22 protein-coding genes are annotated in these 25,419 nt (G+C 72.1%); 8 read left to right on the top strand and 14 right to left on the bottom strand.

Annotated elements, in window-relative coordinates; translation table 11 throughout:
• Positions 1-323: 323 nt before the first annotated feature.
• Positions 324-1,328 (bottom strand): aldo/keto reductase family protein, encoded by a 1,005-nt coding sequence (locus tag IEY20_RS16160; protein ID WP_175328596.1) that lies wholly within the window; start codon positions 1,326-1,328, stop codon positions 324-326.
• A 196-nt stretch (positions 1,329-1,524) separates the two neighbouring features.
• Between IEY20_RS16160 and IEY20_RS16155 the strand changes: the two genes are divergently transcribed.
• The 3 genes from IEY20_RS16155 to IEY20_RS16145 all read left to right on the top strand — a co-directional run bounded on the left by IEY20_RS16155 (position 1,525) and on the right by IEY20_RS16145 (position 3,997).
• Positions 1,525-2,085: a YceI family protein gene (locus IEY20_RS16155; RefSeq protein WP_175328595.1), complete on the top strand. Its 561-nt coding sequence runs from the start codon at positions 1,525-1,527 to the stop codon at positions 2,083-2,085.
• A 359-nt stretch (positions 2,086-2,444) separates the two neighbouring features.
• Positions 2,445-3,011 carry a TIGR03086 family metal-binding protein gene (locus IEY20_RS16150; protein WP_175328594.1) on the top strand — a complete coding sequence of 189 codons (567 nt, stop codon included), beginning with the start codon at positions 2,445-2,447 and terminating at the stop codon, positions 3,009-3,011.
• Positions 3,008-3,997, top strand: a complete 990-nt coding sequence (locus IEY20_RS16145; protein ID WP_175328593.1) for an aldo/keto reductase — start codon at positions 3,008-3,010, stop codon at positions 3,995-3,997. The genes IEY20_RS16150 and IEY20_RS16145 overlap by 4 nt, the downstream gene beginning before the upstream one ends.
• A 136-nt stretch (positions 3,998-4,133) precedes the next feature.
• Here the strand turns inward: IEY20_RS16145 and IEY20_RS16140 are convergent, their stop codons facing one another.
• Positions 4,134-5,138, bottom strand: a complete 1,005-nt coding sequence (locus IEY20_RS16140) for an oxygenase MpaB family protein (RefSeq protein ID WP_175328592.1) — start codon at positions 5,136-5,138, stop codon at positions 4,134-4,136.
• Between the two features lie 28 nt (positions 5,139-5,166).
• On the opposite strand from IEY20_RS16140, the gene IEY20_RS16135 reads away from it, so the two are divergent.
• Positions 5,167-6,897: a long-chain-fatty-acid--CoA ligase gene (locus tag IEY20_RS16135; protein WP_188889311.1), complete on the top strand. Its 1,731-nt coding sequence runs from the start codon at positions 5,167-5,169 to the stop codon at positions 6,895-6,897.
• An 87-nt stretch (positions 6,898-6,984) separates the two neighbouring features.
• Here the strand turns inward: IEY20_RS16135 and IEY20_RS16130 are convergent, their stop codons facing one another.
• The 10 genes from IEY20_RS16130 to IEY20_RS16085 form a co-directional block, all read right to left on the bottom strand.
• Positions 6,985-8,886, bottom strand: a complete 1,902-nt coding sequence (locus IEY20_RS16130; RefSeq protein WP_229728129.1) for an APC family permease — start codon at positions 8,884-8,886, stop codon at positions 6,985-6,987.
• Between the two features lie 119 nt (positions 8,887-9,005).
• Entirely contained in the window at positions 9,006-9,857 is an 852-nt protein-coding gene (locus tag IEY20_RS16125) for an ABC transporter permease (RefSeq protein ID WP_175328589.1), read from the bottom strand.
• On the bottom strand, positions 9,854-10,870 hold the full coding sequence (locus tag IEY20_RS16120) for an ATP-binding cassette domain-containing protein (RefSeq protein ID WP_175328588.1): 1,017 nt from the start codon (positions 10,868-10,870) through the stop codon (positions 9,854-9,856). The genes IEY20_RS16125 and IEY20_RS16120 overlap by 4 nt, the downstream gene beginning before the upstream one ends.
• An 88-nt stretch (positions 10,871-10,958) precedes the next feature.
• Positions 10,959-11,711: a hypothetical protein gene (locus IEY20_RS16115; RefSeq protein WP_175328587.1), complete on the bottom strand. Its 753-nt coding sequence runs from the start codon at positions 11,709-11,711 to the stop codon at positions 10,959-10,961.
• An 83-nt stretch (positions 11,712-11,794) separates the two neighbouring features.
• On the bottom strand, positions 11,795-13,480 hold the full coding sequence (locus IEY20_RS16110) for an inositol monophosphatase family protein (protein WP_175328586.1): 1,686 nt from the start codon (positions 13,478-13,480) through the stop codon (positions 11,795-11,797).
• Entirely contained in the window at positions 13,477-14,580 is a 1,104-nt protein-coding gene (locus tag IEY20_RS16105; protein WP_175328585.1) for an ABC transporter ATP-binding protein, read from the bottom strand. The genes IEY20_RS16110 and IEY20_RS16105 overlap by 4 nt, the downstream gene beginning before the upstream one ends.
• A complete protein-coding gene (locus IEY20_RS17215) occupies positions 14,577-14,807 on the bottom strand; it encodes an ABC transporter permease subunit (protein WP_229728127.1) in 231 nt (76 codons plus the stop codon). Before IEY20_RS17215 ends, IEY20_RS16105 begins: the two co-directional genes overlap by 4 nt.
• A gap of 579 nt (positions 14,808-15,386) precedes the next feature.
• Positions 15,387-16,439, bottom strand: coding sequence for an ABC transporter permease (locus IEY20_RS16095; RefSeq protein ID WP_175328583.1), 1,053 nt, complete (start codon positions 16,437-16,439; stop codon positions 15,387-15,389).
• Positions 16,436-17,587, bottom strand: a complete 1,152-nt coding sequence (locus IEY20_RS16090) for an extracellular solute-binding protein (RefSeq protein ID WP_022904564.1) — start codon at positions 17,585-17,587, stop codon at positions 16,436-16,438. The genes IEY20_RS16095 and IEY20_RS16090 overlap by 4 nt, the downstream gene beginning before the upstream one ends.
• Before the next feature lie 480 nt (positions 17,588-18,067).
• Positions 18,068-19,018 (bottom strand): hypothetical protein, encoded by a 951-nt coding sequence (locus IEY20_RS16085; RefSeq protein WP_175328582.1) that lies wholly within the window; start codon positions 19,016-19,018, stop codon positions 18,068-18,070.
• A 124-nt stretch (positions 19,019-19,142) separates the two neighbouring features.
• Here IEY20_RS16085 and IEY20_RS16080 point away from each other — a divergent pair, with 124 nt between their 5' ends.
• Complete coding sequence (locus tag IEY20_RS16080) at positions 19,143-19,556, top strand: DUF3054 domain-containing protein (protein ID WP_229728126.1); 414 nt, start codon at positions 19,143-19,145, stop codon at positions 19,554-19,556.
• Positions 19,553-20,569, top strand: a complete 1,017-nt coding sequence (locus IEY20_RS16075; RefSeq protein WP_175328580.1) for a LacI family DNA-binding transcriptional regulator — start codon at positions 19,553-19,555, stop codon at positions 20,567-20,569. The genes IEY20_RS16080 and IEY20_RS16075 overlap by 4 nt, the downstream gene beginning before the upstream one ends.
• Before the next feature lie 128 nt (positions 20,570-20,697).
• On the opposite strand, the gene IEY20_RS16070 is transcribed toward IEY20_RS16075, so the two are convergent.
• Both IEY20_RS16070 and IEY20_RS16065 read right to left on the bottom strand, forming a co-directional pair.
• Positions 20,698-21,351, bottom strand: a complete 654-nt coding sequence (locus tag IEY20_RS16070; RefSeq protein ID WP_175328579.1) for a spermidine/putrescine ABC transporter substrate-binding protein — start codon at positions 21,349-21,351, stop codon at positions 20,698-20,700.
• A 442-nt stretch (positions 21,352-21,793) separates the two neighbouring features.
• Positions 21,794-22,741: a DUF3097 domain-containing protein gene (locus tag IEY20_RS16065; RefSeq protein WP_031273537.1), complete on the bottom strand. Its 948-nt coding sequence runs from the start codon at positions 22,739-22,741 to the stop codon at positions 21,794-21,796.
• Between the two features lie 83 nt (positions 22,742-22,824).
• Between IEY20_RS16065 and IEY20_RS16060 the strand changes: the two genes are divergently transcribed.
• Both IEY20_RS16060 and IEY20_RS16055 read left to right on the top strand, forming a co-directional pair.
• Positions 22,825-23,874 carry a zinc-dependent alcohol dehydrogenase family protein gene (locus IEY20_RS16060; protein ID WP_175328578.1) on the top strand — a complete coding sequence of 350 codons (1,050 nt, stop codon included), beginning with the start codon at positions 22,825-22,827 and terminating at the stop codon, positions 23,872-23,874.
• A gap of 182 nt (positions 23,875-24,056) precedes the next feature.
• Positions 24,057-25,310, top strand: a complete 1,254-nt coding sequence (locus tag IEY20_RS16055) for an ROK family transcriptional regulator (RefSeq protein ID WP_022903719.1) — start codon at positions 24,057-24,059, stop codon at positions 25,308-25,310.
• Positions 25,311-25,419: the final 109 nt, after the last annotated feature.

Here is a 25,419-nt window from a genome sequence, read left to right as displayed (position 1 = left end):
GCGAGGGTGCGCGCCACGATCGGACGGATGTTCTCCGCCTCGTCGTACGTCGGGATGATGACCAGGGACTCGTTCATGGTGCTCCTTGCTCGCAAAGCCCACCGTATCGGCGCCCTGGTGCGAAGGTCCCGCACCGCTGCTTCGAACGTGGACAGCCTCGCCTGGTCGTCACCTCGGTGTCGGCTGTGAGCGCGGTACGCACCGGGCGGCGCGGAGACCGCACCTGCCGGATCGACGAGAGCACGGCGCAGACCGCACCTGCCGGAACGACGGGAGGCACGGTGCGGAACCCGCACCGTGCCTCCCGTCCGACCCTCGGTGGGTCAGGCGACCCGCGTGGCGGGCGACACCGTCTTCGTGACGTCGCGCTCCGGGATGTCCCCCAGGGCCGCGTCGATCGCGGCGAGCGCGTCGGCGTCGAGCGTGACACCCGAGGCCTTGACGTTGTCGGTGACCTGCTCCGGGCGCGAGGCACCGACGATCGCCGAGGCGACGTTCTCGTTCTGCAGCGTCCAGGCGATCGCGAGCTGTGCGAGCGTCAGGCCGGCCTCGTCGGCAACGGGCTGCAGGCGCTGCACGGCCTCGAGGACCTCGTCGCGCATGAACCGCTTGATCATGTCGGCGCCGCCCTTCTCGTCCGTCGCGCGCGACCCCTCGGGCAGCGGCTGACCCGGCTTGTACTTGCCGGTCAGGACACCCTGGGCGATCGGCGACCAGACGATCTGCGACAGGCCGAGCTGCTTCGACGCCGGGACGACCTCGCCCTCGATGACCCGCCACAGCATCGAGTACTGCGGCTGGTTCGAGATGAGCTGGAAGCCGAGCTCCTTCGCGAGCGCCGCACCGGCACGGATCTGCTCGGCGTTCCACTCGCTGACGCCGATGTAGAGCGCCTTGCCCTGGCGGACGACGTCGGCGAACGCCTGCATCGTCTCCTCGAGCGGCGTCTCGTAGTCGTAGCGGTGTGCCTGGTAGAGGTCGACGTAGTCGGTCTGGAGACGCTCGAGCGACCCGTCGATCGACTCGAGGATGTGCTTGCGGCTGAGGCCGGTGTCGTTGTGGCCCTTCGGTCCGGTCGGCCAGTAGACCTTCGTGAAGATCTCGAGGGACTGCCGACGCTCGCCCTTCAGCGCCTCGCCGAGGACGGTCTCGGCGGCGGTGTTCGCGTAGGTGTCCGCGGTGTCGAACGTGGTGATGCCGGCGTCCAGCGCTGCCCGCACGCACTGGGAGGCGACGTCGTTCTCGACCTGCGAGCCGTGCGTCAGCCAGTTGCCGTAGGTGATCTCGGAGATCTTGAGTCCGGAGTTGCCCAGGTACCTGAATTCCATGGGTCCGACGCTATCGGCTCCGGCGGTCCCCAGAGGGGCAGTGTCGGTACCCGTGAGCCGCTCTCCGGACTGTTCTCGAACAATTGGTTGACGCTTCAACCAAACGGGTGCAGAATGGCGTACAGTTCAAGTCGATGCAGTTGCATGGAGTACGTGCGACTGCTCGGGACCGCAGACACCGTTCGAAGGAATCACCATGACGCTCACCGCCTCCGCCATCCCCGGCTACCAGACCGGCACCTGGAAGATCGACCCGACCCACTCCGAGGTCACCTTCTCGGTCCGCCACCTCGCGATCAGCAAGGTGAAGGGCTCGTTCGAGCGCTTCGACGCCACGCTCGTCACCGCGGAGAACCCGCTCGACTCGACCCTCGAGGCCTCGATCGACGTCGCCAGCGTCAACACCAAGCAGCAGCAGCGCGACCAGCACCTCGCGACCGGCGACTTCTTCCTCGCCGAGGAGCACCCGCAGATGACCTTCCGTTCGACCGGCATCCGCGAGGACGGCGACGACATGCTCATCGACGGCGAGCTCTCGCTCCGCGGCGTCACCAAGAACGTCACCCTGAAGACCGAGTTCGGTGGCGTCACCACCGACGGCTACGGCCAGGTCAAGCTCGGCGCCGAGGCGACCACGAAGATCGACCGCACCGAGTTCGGCGTGAACTGGAACGCCGCGCTCGAGGCCGGTGGCTTCACGCTCGGCAACGACGTGACCATCAACCTCGACGTGCAGTTCGTCCTCCAGGCGGCCTGAGCACCGCACCCCACGGCAGCACCGCACCCCACGGCAGCACCGCACCCTACGGCAGCACCGGCGTCGCCGGTCGCAGCACCGGCCCGGCCGGTCGCCACAGCCTGAGGTCCGCTCGACCAGCGTGACCTGAGGGCACCGAACAGCAGCACTGCAGCACCCGCCTCGACGCCCCGGCTCCTCCCCCACGGAGCCGGGGCGTCGTCGTGTCGAGTGTCTTCTCCACAGACGGGCCGACCGCCCTCCCGCGAGGCGATCCGGCGCAGTAGCGTGTGAGCGCGGGAACCCCCTCGGTGCCGGACCGGTTCCGGATCGGTGACGGGATCCGCCGCACGGACCGCACCACCGACAGGAGCACCCTCATGGCCACCGACTGGATCGCACTGCAGGCCCTCGCAGCCGCCGAGTTCGGCCGCCGCGTCGCCGCCGTCACCGACTGGGACGCCCCCACCCCCGACTCCGAGTGGACCACCCGCGACCTCGTGACGCACGTCGTGGACGAGCAGCGCTGGATCCCCCTGCTCCTCAGCGGGTGCGAGTACGAGCAGGCCCAGGCGGACCTCGAAGAGATCGGCGAGGACCTGACTGCCGAGTGGACGAAGCACGCCACCCGGGCGACCGAAGCCTGGCGGAACGCTCCCGCCGACGTCCACGTGCACCTTAGCACCGACGTCGTGCCCGCGCACGAGTACCTCGCCGAGCAGACGAGCGACATCACCATCCACACCTGGGACCTCGCCCGCGCGACCGGCTCGGACGAGACGCTCCCGACCGAACTCGTCGAGGCCGTCTGGCACCAGTTCGAGCCGAAGATCGAGGACCTCGCCGCGACCGGCCTCTACGCCGCCCCCGTGCAGGTACACGACGACGCTCCGCTCCAGGTCCGCCTCCTCGCGGTCACAGGGCGCGATGCCAGGGTGAACGCATGACCACCGACACCACACGACTCGGCGCCACGGGCCTCGAGATCAGCACCGTCGTCCTCGGCATGATGTCGTACGGCGACCCCGCGAAGGGCTCCCACGAGTGGAGCGTCGGCATCGACGAGGCCCGTCCGTTCGTCCGACGCGCGTTCGAGGCCGGCATCACCACGTTCGACACCGCGAACGTCTACTCGGCCGGCAGCAGCGAGGAGATCACCGGACAGCTCCTCAAGGAGATCGCACCGCGCGAGGACGTCCAGGTCTTCACGAAGGTCTTCAACCGGATGCGCCCGGGCCGCAACGGCGCAGGGCTCTCCCGCGCCGCGATCATGCACGAGATCGACGCGTCCCTGACCCGGCTCGGCACCGACTACGTCGACCTCTACCAGATCCACCGCTTCGACCCGCACACGCCGGTCGAGGAGACGATGGAGGCACTGCACGACGTCGTGAAGGCCGGCAAGGCGCGGTACATCGGCGCGAGCAGCATGTGGGCGTGGCAGTTCGCCGAGATGCAGCACGTGGCCGAACGGCACGGGTGGACGAGGTTCGTCTCCATGCAGGACCAGTACAACCTCCTCGAACGCGAGGAAGAACGCGAGATGCACCCGTTCTGCGGCCACACCGGCGTCGGCGTCATCCCGTGGAGCCCGCTCGCACGCGGGCGCCTCACCCGCCCCTGGGACGCACAGGGCTCCGGCTCACGCGCGGACACCGACGAGTTCGGCAAGACGCTCTACCGCCAGGACGAGGACGCCAACCGCGCCATCGTCGACGCGGTGGCGCAGGTCGCCGACGAGCGGGGCGTCCCCATGGCCCAGATCGCCCTGGCGTGGGTCGCCGGCAAGTCGGTGGTCAGCGCACCGATCGTCGGCGCGACGAAGGAGCACCACATCGACGACGCGGTCGCCGCGGCGTCCATCGAGCTCAGCGCCGACGAGGTCGCGCGACTCGAGCAGGCGTACACGCCTCGGGTGCCGTCCGGCTTCTGACGCACCCGCCGGCCTGGAGGCGCGGGGCGGGGCCCGTCCCGCGCCTCCAGGCCGGTTCCTCGTCGCGGTGGTCCGCCGTCGCCCGGGCAGGACCGCGCGCACGCGCTCGGACGGCAGGACCGCGCGCCCGCGCTCGTCAGGATGCCGGCGAGCTCGCCTCGGACTCGGAGGACTCGGAAGGCTCGGACATCTCGGAGCCGGACGCTTCGGAACCAGGCGCCTCGGAGCCGGATCCCTCGGCGGCCAGCCGCGCGATCCGCCGGCGCGCCGCCGTCTCGGTGTCCGGGCGGCCACCCAGGACCCCCGTCATGCCGTCGATGACGAGTCCCGCTGCGCGCCGCGAGGGGAACGTGATCGGCCCGACCGCGGGGACGCGGAGGTCGAGCATCGCACGGTGCCGCGGGTCGAGCGTCGACACCGCCCCCGCGAACAGTGCCCGGTAGCCCGGCCGGAGCAGCCGCGCCAGGGGCGGGTCCTTGATGAACCGGACGACCTCGTGGGTCCGCGCCGTCGCGACGAGCTCACCCCGGTCGAGGTAGCCGTCCATCTGCGCACGCAGCTCGGCCTCGGACTCCGGTGCGTCGTCGACCCCCATGAGGTGGCCGGCCGTCGCCCACTCGCGCACGTACGCGTCCGCGCCGCCGGGGATGGGTTCGCCCCAGGTCTGCGCGCTCCGCAGGAAGGCGTCCGTGAAGGCGAGGTGCACCCACCGGGCGAGGTCGGGGTCGTTCGCCGCGTACGGCCTGGTCACCCCGTGCCCGTCGACGTACTCGCCGCGGACCTTCTCGTGCAGTCGGACGACCCAGGCGCTGGCGTGCTCGGCCGCGGCACGGTCGCCGTGCGAGACGGTGTAGATCCACCGGATGGTGCCGGCGAGCCGACCGAAGGGGTCCTCACGGTACCGGGAGTGGTCGGCCACACCCGCCAGTGCTCCCGGGTGGAGCGCCTGGACGAGCAGGGCGCGCACCCCGGCGAGGACGGTCTGCCGGCCGCCGTGCACGCTCCACGTCGCGGACCCCGGGCCGAAGAACCCCGCGTCGCTGCCCTGCTCGAGGGCGTCGATCCACTCGGGACGGCCGGGAGAGCCGCCGGTGAAGGTGTCGTCGAGTCGGGACCGGAAGGCGTTCGAGAGCGAGGCCATGCCACCATGCTCCGTCCGACCCCTGACAATGTCCCGGGACGGCGCCACGGACCCGCCCGCTAGGTTGGACGACGTGAGCATCGACACGCCTCGTCCCTGGCTTGCCTCGTACGCCCCGGGGGTCCCGCACGACATCGACGAGCCGACGGGCTCCCTGGTCGACCTGGTCGAGCAGTCCGCCAGGCGGTTCCCGAAACGCGTCGCCCTCGAGTTCTTCGGCCGCACGACGACGTACGCCGAGCTCGAGGACCAGGTGCTCCGTGCCGCCAACGGTCTCCGCAAGGCCGGGGTGACCGCCGGGGACCGGGTGGCGATCGTCCTGCCGAACTGCCCCCAGCACGTCGTCGCCTTCTACGCGGTGCTCCGGCTCGGAGCGATCGTGGTCGAGCACAACCCGCTGTACACCCCGCGCGAGCTCCGGCACCAGTTCGAGGACCACGGCGCGAAGGTCGCGATCGTGTGGGACAAGTCGGTCGCCACCGTGCAGGACTTCCCCGCCGACGTCGCGCTCGACACGATCGTCTCGGTGGACCTCACCCGTGCGATGCCGCGCAGCACCCGGCTGGCGCTGTCGCTGCCGGTGGCGAAGTCCCGCGAGAGCCGCGCGAAGCTCACCGCGAAGGTCCGTGGCACGACGCCGTGGGACGACCTCGTGGGGAACCGCAAGCTCGCGAAGCGGCACCCGCGTCCGGCCACCGACGACGTCGCCCTCGTCCAGTACACCTCCGGGACCACCGGGACGCCGAAGGGCGCTGTGCTGAGCCACGGGAACCTCCTCGCGAACGCCGCGCAGGCCCGCGCCTGGGTGCCGCAGATCCGGCAGGGCGACAACGTCGTCTACGCGGTCCTCCCGATGTTCCACGCGTACGGCCTGACGCTCTGCCTGACCTTCGCGATGAGCATGGCCTCACGCCTCGTCCTCTTCCCGGCGTTCGACCCGGCCCTCGTGCTCAAGGCGATGCGGAAGCACCCGCCGACGTTCCTGCCCGCGGTCCCGCCGATCTACGCTCGCCTGCAGCACGCCGCCGACTCCGCGAAGGTGTCGCTCGAGGGCATCGAGATCGGCATCTCCGGCGCGATGCCGCTCTCCCAGGACGTCGTCGAACCGTGGGAGGCACGGACGGGCGGCTACCTCGTCGAGGGCTACGGCCTGTCCGAGTGCTCCCCCGTCCTGATGGCGAACCCGGTGTCACCGGAGCGTCGTCTCGGCTCGATCGGGCTCCCGCTGTCCTCGACCGAGGCCCGCGTCGCCGACCCGGACGACGCCACGACGGTCCTCGGGACCGACGAGCCCGGCGAACTGCAGGTCCGCGGCCCGCAGGTGTTCCGGGGCTACTGGGGCAAGGCCGAGGCCACCGACGAGGTCTTCACCGCAGACGGCTGGTTCCGCACGGGTGACATCGTCGCGATCGACGCGGACGGGTACGTCCGGATCGTCGACCGCCTCAAGGAGCTCATCATCACGGGCGGCTTCAACGTCTCCCCCTCCGAGGTCGAGGACACGCTGATGCGCCACCCGAGCGTCCGTGAGGTGGCCGTCGTCGGCATCACGCAGGCTGGCAACGAGCAGGTCGTGGCTGCGGTGGTCCCGAAGGACCCTGCGACGTTCGACGCCGACGCACTGCGGACCTGGTCCCGCGAACACCTCACCCCGTACAAGGTGCCGCGCCGGATCGTCGTGGTCGACGACCTGCCCCGGTCGATGATCGGGAAGGTCCTCCGCCGCAAGGTGCGGGACCAGATCACCGGCGGTTCCTGACGACCGGACTGGAGGCGCGTGGCGGTCCCGCCACGCGCCTCCAGTCCGGTCCGGGATCGCGCCGACGACGCAGCGGCCGGCGCGACGTCAGGACACGTGGACGCTCGGCCGCCGGTGCACGTCGGGCTCGGCCTCGCGCAGGACCTCGCGCGTGACGGGGGCGACGTCGCCGACCCCGGTGAAGACGAAGCGCAGCGCGTTCTGGATCGGGCTGCCCTCGTTCCACTCGAAGTAGATGCTCGGGACGACCCCGGCGAGGTCGCGGATCGCCAGGAGCGTCGAAGCGATGGTGTTCGGGACGTTGCCGGACCGCACCCGGAGGACCCGGTGTCCGTGCACGACGTGGCCCTCGACGACGAGGTCCTCCTCGAAGTCGGACGAGTCGGCGGGCAGGACCTCGAGGAACATCGTCGGCACGCGCGCGGGGATGCCCGAGTCGCGTCGTTCCTCACGCCCCTTCGAGCGGTAGGCCTCGGCCGTGCCCGCCCCGGGCTCGTTGGCGATGATGCAGACCGAGCTGAACTGGTCGGCGTCGGCCTCGACGAACTGCCGGGCGACGGCGTCGAGCTCGATCGACGACGCGCGGAGCTCGAACGACCGCCGGACCCGTGAGACGAGCGACACGACCACGATCGCGATGATGAACACCGCCGCGATCCGGACGCCGTCCGGACGCTCGATGACGTTCGCGACCGTCGTGTAGACGAACACCACGGTGATGACGCCGAAGCCGATCGTGCGCTTCTTCTGCCCCTTGCGCCGGGCCGAGAGCGTCACCGCGACCGCTGCGCTGGTGATGAGCACGAGGACACCGGTGGCGTAGGCGCCGCCCTGCGCGTCGACGTTGGCCTGGAAGAGGATCGTGATCGCGAAGGCGATGAGCGTGAAGATGATGACGAGCGGCCGGGTCGCCCGCGCCCACTGCGGAGCCATCCCGTAGCGGGGCAGGAAGCGCGGGACGAGGTTGAGGAGTCCGGCCATCGCGCTCGCGCCCGCGAACCACAGGATCGCGACCGTCGAGAAGTCGTACACCGACCCGAACACGCCGCCGAGGTACTCGTGCGCGAGGTACGCGAGTGCGCGTCCGTTCGCCTGGCCGCCGGCCTGGAACTCGCGCTGCGGGATGAGGAACGTCGTGACGATCGAGGACGTGATGAGGAACGTGCTCATGATGATCGCCGCCACGGTCAGCAGGCGCTTCGTGCCGCGGATGCGGCCCTCCGGCCGGGCGGAACCGGCGTCGGCGGCGTCACCGCGGACCTGCGGCATGACGGCGACGCCGGTCTCGAAACCGGACAGGCCGAGCGCGAGCTTCGGGAACACGACGAGCGCGATGCCGATCATCACGAGCGGGTTGCTGTGCTGGGTGGTGAGGCCGCTCCACCAGTCGCTCGCCACCGTCGGGTGCTCGAACACGTGCCAGAGCGCCACGACGACCACGACGGCGTTCAGCGTGAGGTAGACGGCGACCAGGGCGACCGCGATCCCGATGGCCTCCTTGAAGCCCCGCAGGAAGACGACGCCGAGGAGGAGCAGGAGCGCGAGGGTGAGCGGCACCGGGATCTCGGTGAACCACTGCGGCGTGAAGGGGTTCTCCGCGATGTGCGCCGTCGCGTCCGCCGCCGAGAGCGTCATGGTGATCATGAAGTCCGTGACGGCGAAGCCGAGGAGCACCAGGACGAAGAGCTTGCCGGCCCACCACGGCAGGAGTTTCTCGAGCATCATGATCGACCCGGCGCCCTTGAAGCTGTCCTGGGCGACGCGGCGGTACACGGGCAGGGCGCCGAACAGTGTCACGAGGACCAGGACGATGGTCGCGATCGGCGACAGGAGCCCGGCGGCGAGCGCGGCGATGGCGGGCTGGTACCCCAGCGTCGAGAAGTAGTCGACGCCGGTGAGGCACATGACACGCCACCACGAGTGCGTCTTCTCGACCTCGACCTGGTGCGGGCCCTGGTGCGAAGCGCCACGGTCGGTGCCCTCGAGCATCCAGCGCTTGAGACGAGAGCGACGCTCGGGCAGGCGTCGGGGTTCGGTCGCGGTCACTGGATGATGCTAAGCGGTCTCGCCGGACGCGCCGTACACCCTGTCGGGCTCCACATCCCGCGTCACTTCGCGCTGATCCGGGTGTACTTGCTCACGGCCCACGGCACGAACACGATGAGCATGACCGCGATGCCGATGAGTACCGTGACGACCGGGTGCTGCATGGTCCAGATGTCCGGCACCGGTGCGGTCCCGACGTTGCCGAAGAGCTCGCGCGCGGCCTGCACGAGCGACGACACCGGGTTCCACTCGGCGAACACCCGGAGCACCAGCGGCAGGGTGTCGCTCGGCACGAACGCGTTCGAGACGAACGTCAGGGGGAACAGGATCATGAAGGAGGCGTTGTTGATGACCTCGGGCGTCTTCACGCTCATGCCGAGCAGCGCCATCACCCAGCTGAACGCGTAGCTGAACAGCAGGAGCAGCCCGACGCCAGCGAGGAACTCCGGCGCGGAGGAGTTCACCCGCCACCCGACCGCGAGCCCGGTCAGCATCATGATCACCATCGAGATGCCGTTGAGCACGAGGTCGGAGTTCGTCCGGCCGATGAGCACCGCCGACGCCGACATCGGGAGGGTCCGGAACCGGTCGATCAGGCCTTCCTTGAGGTCCTGCGCCATCGCGGAGCCGGAGAACGTGGCACCGAACACCACCGTCTGGGCGAAGATGCCCGCCATCAGGAACTGTGTGTAGTCGGTGCCCTGCACGGCGATCGCCCCGCCGTACACCTGGCTGAAGAGCAGCACGAACATGATCGGTTGCAGGACCGCGAACACGAGCATGTCCGGCGAGCGCTTGATCTTGATGAGGTTGCGCTTCGTGACCGTCCATCCGTCCTCGAGCCAGACGGCGGCGGGTGCGGTGATCACGACGGGGAGCGCCCGGCCCGGCGCCGTGGTGGTGGTGGCGGTCATCGCGCCGACTCCTTCTGCTTCGTGCGGCCCGGCTTGGTCGGGGCGGGGTCGTCGGGCTCGTCGGCGGTCGCGGCGTGCCCGGTGAGCCGGAGGAACACGTCGTCGAGCGTGGGCCGGCGCATGCCCGCGTCGTGCAGTTCGATCCCGGCTTCGCCGAGGTCGGCGAGGACGCGCTGGAGCGCGCTCGGTCCGGCGTCGACCGCGACCGCGTACGTCCGTCCGTCGCCGGAGGCCTCGACGTCGCCGACCCCGTACCGCCGCAACGCCGTGGTGGCCGCGTCGCCGTCCGCCGCGTCCACGAGCGTGACGACCACCCGGTGCCCGCCGACCTGGGCCTTGAGCTGGTCGGCCGTGCCCTCGGCGATGACCGTCCCGCCGTCGATGACGGCGATGTCGTCCGCGAGACGGTCGGCTTCCTCCAGGTACTGCGTCGTCAGCAGCACGGTGGCGCCGTCGGCGACCAGCCCCTCGATGACGTCCCAGAGCGCGAGGCGGCTCCGCGGGTCGAGCCCGGTCGTCGGCTCGTCGAGGAACAGCACGCGGGGGTTCATGACGAGCGCGCCGGCGAGGTCGATGCGGCGCCGCATGCCGCCCGAGAACCCCTTCACCGGCCGGTCACCCGCCTCGGCCAGGTCGAACACGTCGATCAGCTCCCGCGCCCGCTGCCGGGCCGTGCGCCGCCCGAGGTGGTACAGCCGGCCGATCATCTCGAGGTTCTCGAACCCGGTGAGGTTCTCGTCGACCGCCGCGTACTGCCCGGACACGCCGATCGACCGCCGGGTCGCCTGCGGGTCGCGGACGACGTCGACGCCGTCGATCGTCGCGGAACCGCTGTCCGGCGTGATCAGTGTCGTCAGCACCTTGACGGTGGTGGTCTTGCCCGCACCGTTCGGGCCGAGCAGGGCCTTCACCGTCCCCTGCGGGACGGCGAGGTCGAGCCCGGTCAGGGCGTGCACGGGACCCGACTTCGACCGGTAGGTCTTCGTCAGCCCCGTGGCTTCGATGATCGCCATGTCGCTCCTTCGTCGAGCATGGAGAATACCAGTATGTCAGCGGGTGACCGCGTGCCTGTGGACGGTCCGGGCGGGCCGGAACACCGGGTCAGACGTCGAAGTCACCACCGAAGTCGCCGCCGAAGTCACCGCCCCAGTCGGAGCCGCCGTCGGCCGACGCTTCGTCGTACCCGCCACCAGTGTCACCCGAACCACCGTCATCCGCAGCGTCGGTACCGCCGTCGAACGATCCGGGGTCAGGCAAGAAGGCGCTCATGATCGCCGAGCCGATGACGTACCCGGCCACCGTCCCGAGGATCGACGCGCCGACCATCCGACCGAACGAGGGGCCCTGGCGTCCGCCGAACCCGCCGCCCATCCCGCCGCCCATCCCGCCGAGCGAACGCTCCACGTACCCGGGCTGCCGGATCTCCGAGCGGGTGGCCGCCTGGGCCAGCGAGCGCGGGTCGTCGCCGCGCGGGGCCTCACCGGCCGGGGCGGTCCGCGTGAACTCGTCGTAGACCATGCGGCGCTGCTCGGGCGTCAGGGTCGCGAACGCCTCGGCGTGGACCTCCTCGATGCGCTCCGGCGGGGCCGTGCGCAGCAGGTACCGGTAGCGCTCGACGGCGCGCTCGTCGTCGGTCGCGGCGCCCGCCTGCGCGCCCGCCTGTGCGCCCGACTGCCAGGCCGGTCGCCCTCCGTCCGGCGCACCGGAGCCCCACGTCGGCGACGAGGCCGGCACCTGGTACGACTGCTGCCCGTACCGGTAGCCCTGCTGCTGCGGCTGCTGGGGCTGGCCCCACTGGTTCTGGTCCTGCCGGGGTCGCTCGGGGCGGCCGAGCAGACGATCGAGGAAACCCATGGTCCGTGCTCCTTCGGGAGTGTGGGGCGGTGCTGGGAATGCCGAGCCTACGAGCGGCAGGGGTCCGCTCCCTGTACGCCGACTCAGAGAACGCCGAGCGCCGCGGTCCAGACGGCGTGCAGCTCGTCGGCCGCGCCGGGGTGCGCGACGAGGAACGGCTCGCCGAGCGGTGGGAACCCGTCGACCGGCCCGGTGCGGCTGAGGACGACGCCGCCGGCCTCGTGCACGAGCAGCACCGCGGCGCCGTGGTCGACCGGGTCGAACGCCGAGACGCACCCCCCGATGCCCCGCCCCGCCGCGACCTGCGCGATCGTGAGCGTGCCCGAGCCCTGCACCCGCAGCGTGCAGGCCCGCGCGGCGAGTGCGTCGAGGAACGCCCCGAACCCGGGCCACGGCCGGTGCCCGTCGAGCTCCGTGCCGACGACCGCACCGGCGAGCGGACGCGGGTCGTCGTCGAGCCGCAGGACCCGGTCGCGGAGGACGGCCCCCCGGCCGCGTCGGGCCTCGAGGACCTCGCCACGCCAGGGGTCGGCCACGACCCCGACGACCGGCCGGCCACCGCGCGTGAGGCAGAGCGACATCGACGTCCAGGGCACGCCGTTCGCCAGGTTCGTCGTGCCGTCGACGGGGTCGAGGTACCAGCGGTGACGGTCGCCGGGTGCCTCGCCGTACTCCTCGCCCGTGAAGCCGTGCGTCGGGAACACCGCCCGGACCCGCCCCCGGACGTGCTGCTCGACGAGGCGGTCCACGTCGGTGACGAGGTCTGCGGCGTGCGCCTTCGTGGCGACGACGCCGACGGGGTGCTCACGGGTGAAGGCGATCACCTCGTGGGCGACGCGGTGCGCGAGGGACTGCGCGCGGGAGGCCACCTCGGCCTCGGTCGGCTCGCGTTCGGGCTCCGGCCAGCCGTCCCGTTCCGCGGCCGCGAACGCGCCGTGCAGCGCCGCGAGGTCGTTCGTCGTGATCGAGTCCGCGCCTGCCCGCGCCGCCCACAGCGCGGGTTCGGCGTCGTCGACGGTCCACACCGAGACCTGCAGGCCGAGTTCGTGCGCGACGGCCACGGTGCGCGGCGTGAGGAACGCCACGTCGAGGTTCAGGGTCGACGGGGTCAGCGTCGCGATGTCGTCGACGGTGGGCGGCTCGAGCGACTCCCACGCGAGCCACACGTCGGCCTCGGGCAGGACCGCGCGGACCGCGGCCATCGCGGTGGGCGCTCCGCACCAGGCGACCGGTGTCGTCGTGGTCGAGGCCGCGACCGTCCGGGCGGCCACCTCGGCGTCGGCGGGGTCGGTGAGGTCGACGAGCAGGGTGGACCGGCCCCCGTCGAGCCGCTCCAGGACGGCGTCGAGCCGCGGGATGCGGTCGAGACCGTTGCCGAGCCGGGCGACCTCGCACCACGGCACGTCGGCCACGCGGCGCGCGTCGCCCCACATCCGGCCGAGGGTCTCGTCGTGCAGCAGGACCGCGACGCCGTCCGCCGTCCGCCGGACGTCGACCTCGATGGTCGTCGCGCCGAGCGCCTCCGCGACCGCGACGGCGGGCATCGTGTTCTCCCGCCGGACGCGCGGCGCACCGCGGTGGGCGACGAGCCGTGGCGGGGTCGCACCGTGCCTCCCGGCCGGGTCGGACCCGACCACCGGGCCGGACCCGACCGCCGGGCCGGACCCGACCGCCGGGCCGGACCCGACCACCGGACCGGAGCCGACCACCGGACCCGCCCCGACCTGCGGCGCGGTCCCGGACGCCGGGACCGCGACCTCCGCGCTCACCGGGCACCCCCGACCAGCACGCCCTCGCGGTAGACGAGCACGTCGCCGAGCCGCACCCCGACCGCGTGGCCGACCGACGGCGGCGGTCCGCTGACGAACGCACGGAGCTCGTCGTCGTCGGCGCGCAGCACGACCTCGGCGAAGTGGCCCCGCATGAGCACCCGCGACACCGTCGCCGTGAGCGGCGAGTCGTCGCACAACACGACCTGCTCCGGCCGGACGAGCACCGTGTCGCCCGGACGGCTGTCGACGCCGATCGCGAAGCGTCCGCCGACCGCGCTCGTCGAGCCGATGAACGAGGCGACGAACTCCGTCGCCGGCCGCGCGTACAGCTCCGCGGGTGCCGCGATCTGCTCGATCCGGCCGTCGTGCATGACCGCGATGCGGTCGGAGACGCTGAGGGCCTCGTCCTGGTCGTGCGTCACGATCACCGTCGTGATGCCGAGGCGCTGCTGGATGCGGCGGATCTCGTCGCGGACGCTGACCCGGAGCTTCGCATCGAGGTTCGACAGCGGTTCGTCGAGCAGCAGCACGTCCGGCTCCTGCACGACCGCGCGGGCGAGGGCGACCCGCTGCTGCTCGCCGCCCGAGATCGCGGTCGGCTTCGAGGTCGCGTGGTGGCTCAGTCCGACGAGTTCGAGGGCGGCCCGCACGCGCTCGGCGGTCTGCTGCTTCGGCACGCGACGGGTGCGCAGCGGGAAGGCCACGTTCTGCGTGACGGTCATGTGCGGCCACAGCGCGTAGTTCTGGAACACCATCGCGCTCGGTCGGCGCTCCGGACCGGTGTCGGTCACGTCCCGACCGCCCATCGCGACTGTGCCGTCGTCGACGGGCAGGAACCCGGCGACCATGCGGAGCGTCGTCGTCTTGCCGCAGCCCGACGGGCCGAGCAGCGACACGAGCTCGCCCGGCGCGACGTCGAGGTCGATGCCCGCGACGACGTCGCGGCCACCGAGGCGCTTGCGGAGTCCGCGGACGAGGAGTCCGCCGCCTCGGCCTGGTGCTGCCTGGAGGCCCGGGGCGGGTTCCGCCAGGAGGGTCGCGTCCGTCATCGGGTCGCCTTCCGTGCTGGTGCTGCTGGTGCTGGTGCTGGTGGTCATCGGATCTGGAACCCGTCCGCGAGGCGGCCGCCCATGATGTGCTTGCGCGCCAGGAGCAGGAGGACCACGGACGGGATGCTCAGCGCGATCGCGAACACGGCCGAGACCTGGCGCGGCGAGTTGAGGACGAGCGAGTACATCGCCGTCGGCATGGTCATGTAGGTCGGGGCGCCGACGAGGTAGGTGCCCTGGGCCTCGTCGAAGGACGCGAGGAAGCTCATCACCACGGCGACGAGGATGCCCGGCCAGGCGATCGGGAACGTGACCGTCCAGAAGGTCCGCCCAGCGTCCCGCGCCGGCGTCGCGGGCGGCTTCCTCGAGCGAGCGGGGCACGGCGGAGAACGCGGCCGCGGGCAACCACGTCATGAACACCACGCACCCGAGCACGTGGACGACGAGGATGCCGGTCACCGTGTTCATGAGGCCGAGCGCCGTGAACATCGCGGACATCGTCACGAAGAGTCCCATCTTCGGGAAGGCGTTGGTGGCGAAGAGCCCGACGAGCACGACCCGGCGGCCGGGGAACTCGATCCGGCTGATCGCCCACGCCGCCGGCAGGCACACCGCGGCCGCGATGAGCACGGTGAGCGGCGCGAGCACGAGCGAGTTCTGGATCGCGACGCCGAGCGTCGGGTCCTCGAACACGGTCGACCACCACTGCAGGGTCCAGCCGTCGGGCAGCAGGTTCGGGTACGTCCAGCTCGTCGCGAACGCCCGGACGGCCAGCCAGAGGAGCGGGCCGACGATGAACACGGCGAGGACGGCCGCCGTGGCCCAGACCAGGGCGGTGCCCGTCACGCGTCGGATCACGACTTCGCCTCCGTGTTCGTGGCGGCGAGCTCGCGGGCGTTGCTCCGCACCGTCGAGCGCAGGTAGGACACGCTCGCGGCCGCGGCGAAGGCGAACACGATGAACGCCATCGCCGTGGACTGCTGCGGGCGGTTGTACGCCTGGAAGTACTTCGAGATGTCGACGCCGAGCATCGTCGGGGCGTTCGGACCGGTGAAGTACGGGACCGTGAACGAGCCGAGGACGCCGATCACGGTGAAGGTGGTCGCGATCAGGAGCGGGGTCCGCGCCATCGGGAGGAGCACCTGCCAGACGACCCGCCAGGTGCCCGCCCCGGCATCCTTCGCGGCGTCGACGAGCGCGTCCGGCGTCCCCTGGAGCGCGCCGGCGATCATCAGCACCGCGAACGGCAGGCTGGTCCAGACGCTGCCGAACACCACGGCCACGAGCGTGTAGCCCCACACCGGGAACTCCAGGCCGACCTGGGCGCCGACGCTCCGCAGGAAGCCCTGGGCGTCCGTGAAGGTCAGGATCGACCAGCTCGCGATGACGACCGGCACGAAGATCGGCACGACGGCGAGGACGCTGAGGGTCTTGCCGACGAGACCGCCGCGGAGCCGCAGGATCACCGCGACGACCACGGCCAGGGCGATCGTCAGGCCGGTGGACAGCGCGGTGACGCCCAGGGTCGCTCCGAGGTCGCGGAGGAACACCGGGTTGCGCAGCAGCGTGCCGTACACGGCGAGCGAGAACCCGTGCACGACGTCCTGCCCGATGTCGGCCAGGGCTTCGTTGAGGCCTCCGGTGAAGCCGAGCGAGAACAGCGCGGCGTTCACCACGGGGACGCCGACGAAGAGCACCACCACCAGCACCGGCGCCGCGACGAGGGCGAGCCCGGTCACCCGCGCGCGACGGGTCTGCCGACTGCGGACGGCGCGACGGTCGACGGTGCCCGGCGCGGCGGTCGACGCGGCACCCGTGGCGTCCTCGGCTCCCCCGGCGTGACCGGGGACGGGCGGGAGGCCCGTGGCGGACGCGCCACGGGCCTCCCGGTCGGCGACCTGGGTCACTGCGGGACCTTCGCGTCCCACGCGGCGTTCATGTCCGCGGCGAAGTCGCTCTGGAAGCCGAGGCGGAGCTGCGAGGGGTTCGCGTCCGCGAACTGCTCGGCGACCGACCCCGGCAGCGTGTCGAGCGGGACGACCGGGTACCCGGACACGGCGGTCGCGACGAGCTGCTGCCCCTGCGAGCTCAGCACGAAGTCGGCGAGCTCCTCGGCGGCGGCCTTCTTCGCGGCGGGCTCGGTCTCAGGGATGCCGAGGAAGCTCGCACTGCCGGTGAACGACGGGTCCGTGATCTGCACGGCCTTGATCGACTTCGGGATGATGCCGGTCTTCTGCGAGGTGATGAACTGGTCGCTCCAGACCGGTGCCATCGCGATCTGGCCGGAGCCGAGGAGCTGGACGACCTGGTCGTTGCCGTTCGGGTACACACCCTTCTGGTAGGTCGACGGGCCGAGGTCCTTCAGGACCTGGAAGCCCTTGTCCCACTTCGACTCGAGCGACTTGTCGTACGTGGTCTGCATCGTGGTCTGCTCGTCGGCGGAGAGGTACTTCGCCAGCACCGTGGCGACGAACGAGCCGCCGGAGCCGCCCGAGGACGGCGAGTTGTAGGCGAACTCGCCCGGGTTGGCCTCGATCCACGCGAGGAGGTCGTCGAGGGTCTTCGGCGGGTCGCTGACCTTCTTCGGGTCGTAGGCGAGGAGCACGCTCGAGGCCCGGTACGGGATCGCGCTGTCGCCGCCCTGCTGCCTCGTGGCCTCGGGGACGTCCGCGAGGTTCGGGATGCCCTGTTCGTCGACCTTCGCCATGAGCCCGGCCTTGCCCGCGGTCGTGACGAAGCCGGCGTCGACGAGGTCGTACGCGACGCTCTTGCCGGCCTTGACCGCGGTGGCGAGGTTCGCCTGCGTCTGGGCGTCGTGCTCGCCGTGCAGGTCGATGCTCGTGCGCACGGTGATCTTCGGGTGTGCCTTCTCGAACGCCGGGATGAGCGACTTCTCCCAGAGGTCCTGGACGTTGGTGTCACCGCTGATGAACACGGTGAGGGCGGTCTTGCCGTCTGCGGCGCTGTTCGCGGCGTTCGCGCTCTGGACGCAGCCGGACAGTGCGACGGTCGCGGCGGCGGCGATCGCGAGGCCTGCGAGGACTCGGGTCTTCACGTCGGTTCCCTCCGTGGGGTGTGTGGGGACAGGGGTGTGGGGACGGGGTGTGGGGACGGGGTGTGGGGACGGGGTGTGGGGACGGGGTGTGGGGTGCGCGGGGGGGCGCTGGGGCGCTGGGGCGCTGGGCCCGGTGTGCGTGGGCCCGGTGTGCGGGAACGTTCCCGCGCCGTCGTTGAGTGTGGCGGCGGTGGGTGAACGCGAGGTGCCGCGGGCGTCGCCGTCGGGTGAACTGTCGCGCCGGGGGTGCGGGTGCGGCGCCGCCGCCGCACGGTGCCGCCGCCGGCGCCGCCGCCGCCGCACGGTGCGAGGTTTCGCGCACCGTGCGATGCTCCGGCGCTCCCACGGTGTGCGAAACCTCGCACCGTCGGAGCCGCCTCGCTCCGTGCGAGCTCCCGCCTCGCACCGTCGGAGCCGCCTCGCACCGTGCGAGGTCCCGCCTCGCACCGTCGGAGCCGCCTCGCACCGTGCGACCCGCCCTCAGCGCGTCATGGGCACCCGACCCCGCCGGAGTTTGCTGCGCAGCTGGACTTCTCGCCACAGGTCCGCCCACCCGACGCGGACGACACCCGTGACGTCCGGGAACGCTCGGAGCCGGTCCTCCCGGTACTTCTCCGCGACGACGACGTCCTCGGCGGTGCGGCCACCCCGCAACTGCGGATCGCGGTACTTCGCCTCCCCGTCGAACTCGACCACGACGCCCTGCTCCGGGAACCAGAAGTCGACGACGATGTCCGGATAGCCGCGCTCCGAGAACCGGTGCTGGAGGACGGGTGGCGGCGTGCCGTACTCGTCGAAGCGGACCCGGAGCACCGACTCCCCGACGGACCCGGACGCGGCGTCCGCGAACGCCAGCGACCTCCGCGCCCGCCGACGACCACGGGAGGCCCGTCGGTCCACCCCGAACTCGATCGCATCCCGGTCGGCCCCGAACGCGAGCACGCGATCGAGGGCGACCACCGCGTCGAGGAACGGCGTGGTGGTGGCGAGGTCCACCGCGGTCCGCACGAAGCCGGTGACCAGCAGGCCGTCCGCCGTGAACCGGAGGATGTCGCGCGACTCCGGATCGAGGTCGTCGTGGACGACGAACGTCGCGTTGGTCGTGCGGGAGCGACGTCCGCGCCTGATGAGCTGCACCCTGTCCGGCAACTGTCCGAGCACCGGCACGCCGAGCAGGACGGCCGCCGACCGGTGCGAGACCGCGTACTCGGGCACGATCCGATCGACGAGCGATCGGACGAGGACGTGGTGGCGCTGCTCGGGTGGGAGCCTGTGCCACTGCCGCGCATCGCAGTACCGTCCGTGTGCGATGCGCTGCAACTCGCCGCTGCGTGCACGGCGGCGGAGTGCTTCCGCCTCGTCGGGTCGAGCCGGCGGCGTCCGGAGCACCGGGCAGTCCGGCGTGGGTGGGAAGGAACGGTGGTCATCCATGGCGCGATCGTCCGACGGCCGCGCTCCGAGCTGGCACCGCTGGTCCGGCCTGTGGACAGTGGGACGTCGTCCACAACCCGGTCGACGAACGGGTGGGCGCGTCCGGGGCTGCGATGATGAAGGCGTGTCCACACGCACCTGGGGCTGGCTCGCAGCCGTCGTCGACGTCGTCCTCGTCGTCCTGTTCGCACTCATCGGACGCTCCTCCCACGGGGAGGCGAACACCGCCGGGGCGCTCTGGACGACGGCGTACCCGTTCCTCGCCGGGTGGGCCATCGGCTACGTCTCGAGCGGGGCGTGGGGCCGGCCCCTCCGCACCTGGCCGACCGGTGTCGTCGTGTGGGTCCTGACCGTGTTCGTCGGGCTCGCGATCCGGGTCGCCACCGGGCAGGGCGACGTTGACGGGAACCCGCTGCCGATCTCGTTCGTCATCGTCGCGACGATCGTGCTCGGCGTGTTCCTGGTCGGGTGGCGGGCGGTCGTCCGCCTCGTCCAGCGCACCGCGGCGGCGCGGCGCGGCCGGCGGACCACCGCGTGAGCGGTGCCCGCGGCTCGCAGCCGACCATCCTCGACGTCGCGGCGCGTGCCGGGGTGTCGAAGTCCGCGGTCAGCCGGGTGCTGTCCGGCACCGGTCGGTTCTCGGACGAGACGCGCGAGCGGGTCGAACGCGCCGCAGCGGAACTCGGCTACGTCGCGAACGCGATGGCCCGCGGCCTCGTGCGCGGTCGGACGCACACCATCGGGATGCTCGTCCGCGATGCGTCCTCGATGGTCTACACCGCGCTGCACGCCGTGATGGAGCGCCGCGCGTCGGAGCTCGGGTACCGCGTCGTCACCACCACCGGCGTCGGCCGGGTCGAGGACGAGAAGTCCGCCCTCGCAGCACTCGTCTCGATGCGTGTGGACGGCCTCGTGGTGTGCTCCGGACTGCTGCCCGCTGCCGAGATCGCCGAGTTCGCTCCACGCATCGCGACCGTCGTGGCCGGCCGGCCGGAACTGCACCCGGCGCTGTCGAGCGTCTACTGCGACGAGACCGACGGTGGCACGCAGATCGCCGACACGGTCGCCGCCGCCGGGCACGAGACAGTCGTAGTGCTGACCGTCCCACAGGACAACGCCCTCACGCAGTACGCCCGGTCGCAGGCGATGGTCGCGCGGCTCCGCGGCCGGGGCGTGGCCGTCGTGGACATCGACGCGAGTTTCGTCCGACCGCCGGCGGACGTCGCCGCGGACGTCGCCGAGGTCGTGCGGGAGTCCGGGGCCACGGCGCTCATGTGCCCGACGGACCGTCTGATGCTCGACGTCTGCGACGCGCTGCACCGGCTCGGGGTCGAGGTGCCCCGTGACGTCTCGGTCACCGGCTTCGACGGCGTCTACCCCCTCGCGAACGACTGGATCGGGTTCACGACGCTGGCGCAGCCGATCGAGCGCATCGGGCGCGAGGCGATCGACCTCGTCGTCGGGCGCATCGACGACCCCACGAGTGCGGTCGAGCACCGGTCGCTCCGCGGCACCGTGATCTCCGGTCGGACGCTGCTCCCCCGGCGCTGACCCCGGGCGCAGCACGCCGGCGCTGACCCCGGCCCCGTCGCCCGTCAGGACGGCGCTCGCCGCACGTCAGAACGATCCGGGCTGCGCCGGCCGCACGTCAGAACGGTCCGGGCTGCGCCCGCCGCACGTCAGAACAAGCCGTCGCGCCGCTCCTCGCCGAAGCCGTCGAAGCCGCGGAACATGTCGGACACGAGGGCCTCGATCTGCGGCTCGACCAGCCGTTCGACCGCCTCCGCGATCCGTGGCCGGTGCTCGACGAGCGCCAGGCAGACAGCCGTGCCGGTCGCTCGGGCGCACTCGTCCGAGAGCTCGATCTCGTGTCGGAGCGCCGCCTTCGCCTCGTCCGAGAGGGGCTCCCGGGGCGCCTGCTCCCCCGCCCCCGTGCCGGTCAGTTCCCCGAGGGTGAACAGGAACGGCGACCCGGGCGACGGCTCCGGGTCGACGTCGAGGCCCTGGAACTCCGGCGACAGCCCCTCGGTCGGTTGGTAGCCCGCCTCCCGCTTGCGCGCAGCCGCCCGTTCGAGTTCCCGCTGCAGCAGGGGCAGGTTCTTCGCCGTGTAGTCGTCGACGGCGTCCTCGATGATCGTCGAGATCCGGCCGATCAGTGCGTGCTGGACGGCGTGCGGGACGTCGGGGCCGAACCCCGCGGCGCGGGCGATCGGCGAACCGGTGCACTTCCGGCAGATCCTCGTTCGCGGGCGGGCGGTGCCGATCTGCCACCGCGGCAGCCACCGCAGCCACACGTCGACGGCGCTGCGCACGCGACCGTCGATGCCGTCCATCCCCCAAGACTAGGCCGACGCACCCGAGCCGGCAGGGACCGACGCGACGCGGATCCGCGCCCGCCGCCGGCTCCCGCCCCGTGGTGAGCGCCGCCCCGCAGGGTGCGACTACCGCCCGGCACGGTGCGAGATCCCGCGCACCGTGCGAGGTCGTTCGGCTCGCACCGTGCGGGAAACCTCGCACGCTCCGCCCGGCAGGCAGCGGCCTGGAGGCACGGCACACGTCCCCGAGGCGGGCTCCCGTAACGGGACGCGCGCCGCCTCGCACGGTGCGACCACCGCCCGGCACGGTGCGAGGTCCCGCGCACCGTGCGAGGTCGTTCGGCTCGCACCGTGCGGGAAACCTCGCACGCTCCGCCCGGCAGCGGCCTGGAGGCACGGCGCACGTCCCCGAGGCGGCCCCCGTAACGGGACGCGCGCCGCCCCGCAGGGTGCGAGGTCGTCAGGCCCGCGGCTCCGTCACGAAGTCGATGAGCTCCTCGACGCGGCCGAGCAGCTGCGGCTCGAGGTCGGCGAACGTCCGCACCTGCCCCAGGATCCGCTGCCACGCACGCGCGATGTCGGCCTGCTCGGAGTACGGCCACCCGAGGTGCTGGCAGATGCCCTTCTTCCACTCGATCGAGCGCGGGATCGTCGGCCACGCCTCGAGGCCGAGCCGCGCGGGCTTCACCGACTGCCAGACGTCGACGAACGGGTGCCCGACGACGAGGACGTGGGCGCCCCACTTGCCCTGCATGACCGCGGATGCGAACCGGGACTCCTTCGACCCCGGGACGAGGTGATCGACGAGGACACCCACCCGCCGATCGCGCGACGGCTGGAACTCGTCCAGCACCGAAGCGAGGTTGTCGACGCCGGAGAGCTCCTCGACGACGACGCCCTCGACGCGGAGGTCCGACCCCCAGACCTTCTCGACGAGCTCGGCGTCGTGCTTGCCCTCGACCATGATCCGCGACGGCAGCGCCACTCGCGCGCGTTGCTGCTCGACCGCGAACGAACCGGACGCGGTGCGGAGGCGACCGCCGTCGGACGCGTGCCGGACCGCCGGGGCCGCACCGGGCCTCCCGGCCATGGTTGCAGCCGCGGCAGACCGCCCAGCCGCACCGGTCCCGCCGCTCGCCCGGCGCCCGACCGGCGCCTGCGGCCGTCCGAGCGTGACGAGCTCACCCTCCAGCAGGAACTGCCCCGTGAACGGGAACGAGCGGGTGCGGCCCTTCCAGTCCTCGAGCTCGACGTTGCCCGCCTCGAGCCGCACGACGGCCCCGGCCCAGCCCGTCGCCGGGTCCTCCAGGACCATGTCGCGCTCGAGCGGCACCTGCCGCACCTTCTTCACGCCCCGCGAGCGCCAGTCGCCCGAGAGGACGTCGTTGCCGTACCGGTCGTCGTCCACCCGCAGGAGCGTAGTGTCGATGCGGCCCCGGACGACGTCGACCGGCCGATCACCCCACATCCACCCGACGGAAGAGGCACACCGTGCGCGCAGCGATCATCCACGCCCCCGAGGACATCCGTGTCGAGGACCGCGACCAGCCGACCATCATCACCCCGGACGACGTCGTCGTGCGGGTCGTCGCGGCCTGCGTCTGCGGGTCCGACCTCTGGCCCTACCGCGGGGTGACCGAGACGAAGCGCCCGCGCCCGATCGGCCACGAGCTCGTCGGCACCGTCGTCGCGGTCGGCGACGACGTGACCGACCTGGAGGAGGGCGACTTCGTCATCTCCCCCTTCACGATGAACGACGGCACCTGCCAGGCCTGCCGTCACGGCATGACCACCGGGTGCGACCACCTCTCCGGCTTCGGCGGCAACGACGCCTACGGCCACCCGGTCGGCGGCGCGCAGGCGGAGTACGTCCGCATCCCGGACGCCTCGGCGACGCTCGTCAAGGTCCCGGGCCCGGTCGACCCGGCCCTCGTGCCGTCGCTGCTCACCCTCTCCGACGTCTTCTCAACCGGGCACCACGCAGCGGTGTCGGCGCAGGTCGGCCCCGGGCGCACCGTCGTCGTGGTCGGCGACGGCGCCGTCGGGCTGTCGGCGGTGCTGGCCTCGAAGCGCCTCGGTGCGGAGCGGATCATCGCGATGAGCCGCCACGCGGACCGCCAGGCCCTGGCCCGCGAGTTCGGCGCGACGGACATCGTGGCCGAGCGCGGAGCCGAGGGCGTCGCGGCCATCCGGGAGCTGCTCGGCGGCGACCTGGCGGACTCGGCGGTCGAGGCCGTCGGCACCGAGGAGAGCATGGACCAGGCGCTGCACTCGGTGCGTCCTGGTGGGGCGCTCGGGTTCGTCGGGGTGCCGCACGGCGTGCCGACGATCGGGACGCGCTACCTCTTCGACACGAACATCTCGATCGCCGGTGGCATGGCCCCGGCGCGGAAGTACATCCCCGAGCTGCTGCCGGACGTGCTCTCGGGCGCGATCGACCCGGGCCGTGTGTTCGACCTCGAGCTGCCGCTCGACGAGACCGCGGAGGCCTACCGGGCGATGGACGAGCGTCGCGCGATCAAGGTGCTGTTGCGGCCGTAGGTGCGGGCAGCGCGGCGGAGTCCGGCACCACCCACGGGACGGGAGGCACGGTGCCGGCCCGCACCGTGCCTCCCGTCCGCGCACCACGACCCCGCGTCTCGTGCGTTCCGCCTCGCGGAACGCATGTTTCGGATCTGTGAACAAACCTTTCAGTAAAGAAGGTTGTCCGTTACAGTCCTCGCATGAGCACTCGCGGACGCACCCCCGGACAGCCCGGACTGCTGCGCGTGCTCAACGACCGCGCGGCGCTCGAGCTCCTCCTCGACGACGGACCGCTCACCCGCAACGAGATCGCCGGACGCACCGGACTCAGCAAGCCGACCGCTGCCGAGATCATCCGCCGTCTCGAGTCGGCCGACCTCATCCGGGCTGCCGGAACCGAAGCGCAGGCCGGTCGCCGTGGCCCGAGTGCCGCCGTGTACGAGGCGATCACCGACCGGGACCTCGCGGTCGCCGTCGACGTCCAGCTCGTCGACGTCCGCTCCACCGTCGTCGACGCCCTCGGCCGCGCCTACCCGGTGGCGACCCACACGATGTCCCCGGACGAGGTCCGTGGTCCGGGCACCGACATCGTCGCGGCAGCGATCACCCGCGCCGCGACGGCCGCGGGCACCGACCCCGACCTCGTCACCGCCGTCGCGGTCGGCGTGCAGGCCTCGGTCGACCACACGACGGACACCCTCATCTTCACCGACGGCCTGCCGGGCTGGCCGCGGGAGCGTGTGGCGGCGACCCTCTCCGCCGAGCTCGGGGTCCGGGTCGTCGTCGAGAACGACGCGAACCTCGCCGCCATCGCCGAACGGAACATCGGCGCCGGCCGGACCGTCGGCTCCTTCGCCCTGTTCTGGATGGCGGAGGGCCTCGGCATGGCGCTCGACCTCGACGGACGCCTGCACACCGGCGCGTCCGGCGCCGCGGGCGAGATCGGCTACCTGGGCGTGCCCGCCGACGCACGCGCCATCGACCCGACGGCCACGATCATCGCGGACCTCATCTCCGAGTCCGCGATCGCTGCGCTGGCCGCCGAACACGGGATCACGGCACCGGACGGCTCCGCGGCCGACTGGCGCGAGGTGCTCCCACAGCTGCCCGGACTGCCGGAACAGCACCCCTTCACGACCGCCCTCGGCGAGCGCATCGGGCACAACGTGCTGCCCGCGCTGGCCGTCGCCGATCCCGAGACGGTCGTGCTGCACGGCCCGACCGGCATCGCGGGCGGTCCCGCCCTGGCCGCCGCCGTGACGGCATGGCTCCGGACCCGCACCCGCTGGTCCACGGCCGTCGTCGCGCCCGGCGTCCCCGACACCCCCGTCCTCCACGGCGCGCGCCACGTCCTCATCGACGTCGTCCGCGCCGCACTCGCCGACCGGGTCGACCGCATCAACGAGGATGCACCCGAACCGGCGAGCGCACCCGACCCGCACCTGCGCACCTGATCCGCGCAGGTGCTCGACCAGCACCACTTCCTCCACCCGCACCACTCGAGGCACCACCACCCGGCCCTGTCCCAGGGCTCTTCGGCGTGCCCGGAAACGGGGGTGACCG

This window comes from Curtobacterium luteum, assembly GCF_014646995.1.
Lineage (GTDB): Bacteria > Actinomycetota > Actinomycetes > Actinomycetales > Microbacteriaceae > Curtobacterium > Curtobacterium luteum.
Note: the sequence above shows the minus strand (reverse complement) of the source record. Positions and strands in the feature narration are given on the sequence as shown.

Excerpts from the sequence above, each read along its gene's own strand:
- IEY20_RS16160 (WP_175328596.1), bottom strand. The coding sequence starts at position 1,328 with ATGGAATTCAGGTACCTGGGCAACTCCGGACTCAAGATCTCCGAGATC.
- IEY20_RS16155 (WP_175328595.1), top strand. The coding sequence starts at position 1,525 with ATGACGCTCACCGCCTCCGCCATCCCCGGCTACCAGACCGGCACCTGG.
- IEY20_RS16150 (WP_175328594.1), top strand. The coding sequence starts at position 2,445 with ATGGCCACCGACTGGATCGCACTGCAGGCCCTCGCAGCCGCCGAGTTC.
- IEY20_RS16145 (WP_175328593.1), top strand. The coding sequence starts at position 3,008 with ATGACCACCGACACCACACGACTCGGCGCCACGGGCCTCGAGATCAGC.
- IEY20_RS16140 (WP_175328592.1), bottom strand. The coding sequence starts at position 5,138 with ATGGCCTCGCTCTCGAACGCCTTCCGGTCCCGACTCGACGACACCTTC.
- IEY20_RS16135 (WP_188889311.1), top strand. The coding sequence starts at position 5,167 with ATGTCCCGGGACGGCGCCACGGACCCGCCCGCTAGGTTGGACGACGTG.
- IEY20_RS16130 (WP_229728129.1), bottom strand. The coding sequence starts at position 8,886 with ATGCTCGAGGGCACCGACCGTGGCGCTTCGCACCAGGGCCCGCACCAG.
- IEY20_RS16125 (WP_175328589.1), bottom strand. The coding sequence starts at position 9,857 with ATGACCGCCACCACCACCACGGCGCCGGGCCGGGCGCTCCCCGTCGTG.
- IEY20_RS16120 (WP_175328588.1), bottom strand. The coding sequence starts at position 10,870 with ATGGCGATCATCGAAGCCACGGGGCTGACGAAGACCTACCGGTCGAAG.
- IEY20_RS16115 (WP_175328587.1), bottom strand. The coding sequence starts at position 11,711 with ATGGGTTTCCTCGATCGTCTGCTCGGCCGCCCCGAGCGACCCCGGCAG.
- IEY20_RS16105 (WP_175328585.1), bottom strand. The coding sequence starts at position 14,580 with ATGACCACCAGCACCAGCACCAGCAGCACCAGCACGGAAGGCGACCCG.
- IEY20_RS16085 (WP_175328582.1), bottom strand. The coding sequence starts at position 19,018 with ATGGATGACCACCGTTCCTTCCCACCCACGCCGGACTGCCCGGTGCTC.
- IEY20_RS16070 (WP_175328579.1), bottom strand. The coding sequence starts at position 21,351 with ATGGACGGCATCGACGGTCGCGTGCGCAGCGCCGTCGACGTGTGGCTG.
- IEY20_RS16055 (WP_022903719.1), top strand. The coding sequence starts at position 24,057 with ATGAGCACTCGCGGACGCACCCCCGGACAGCCCGGACTGCTGCGCGTG.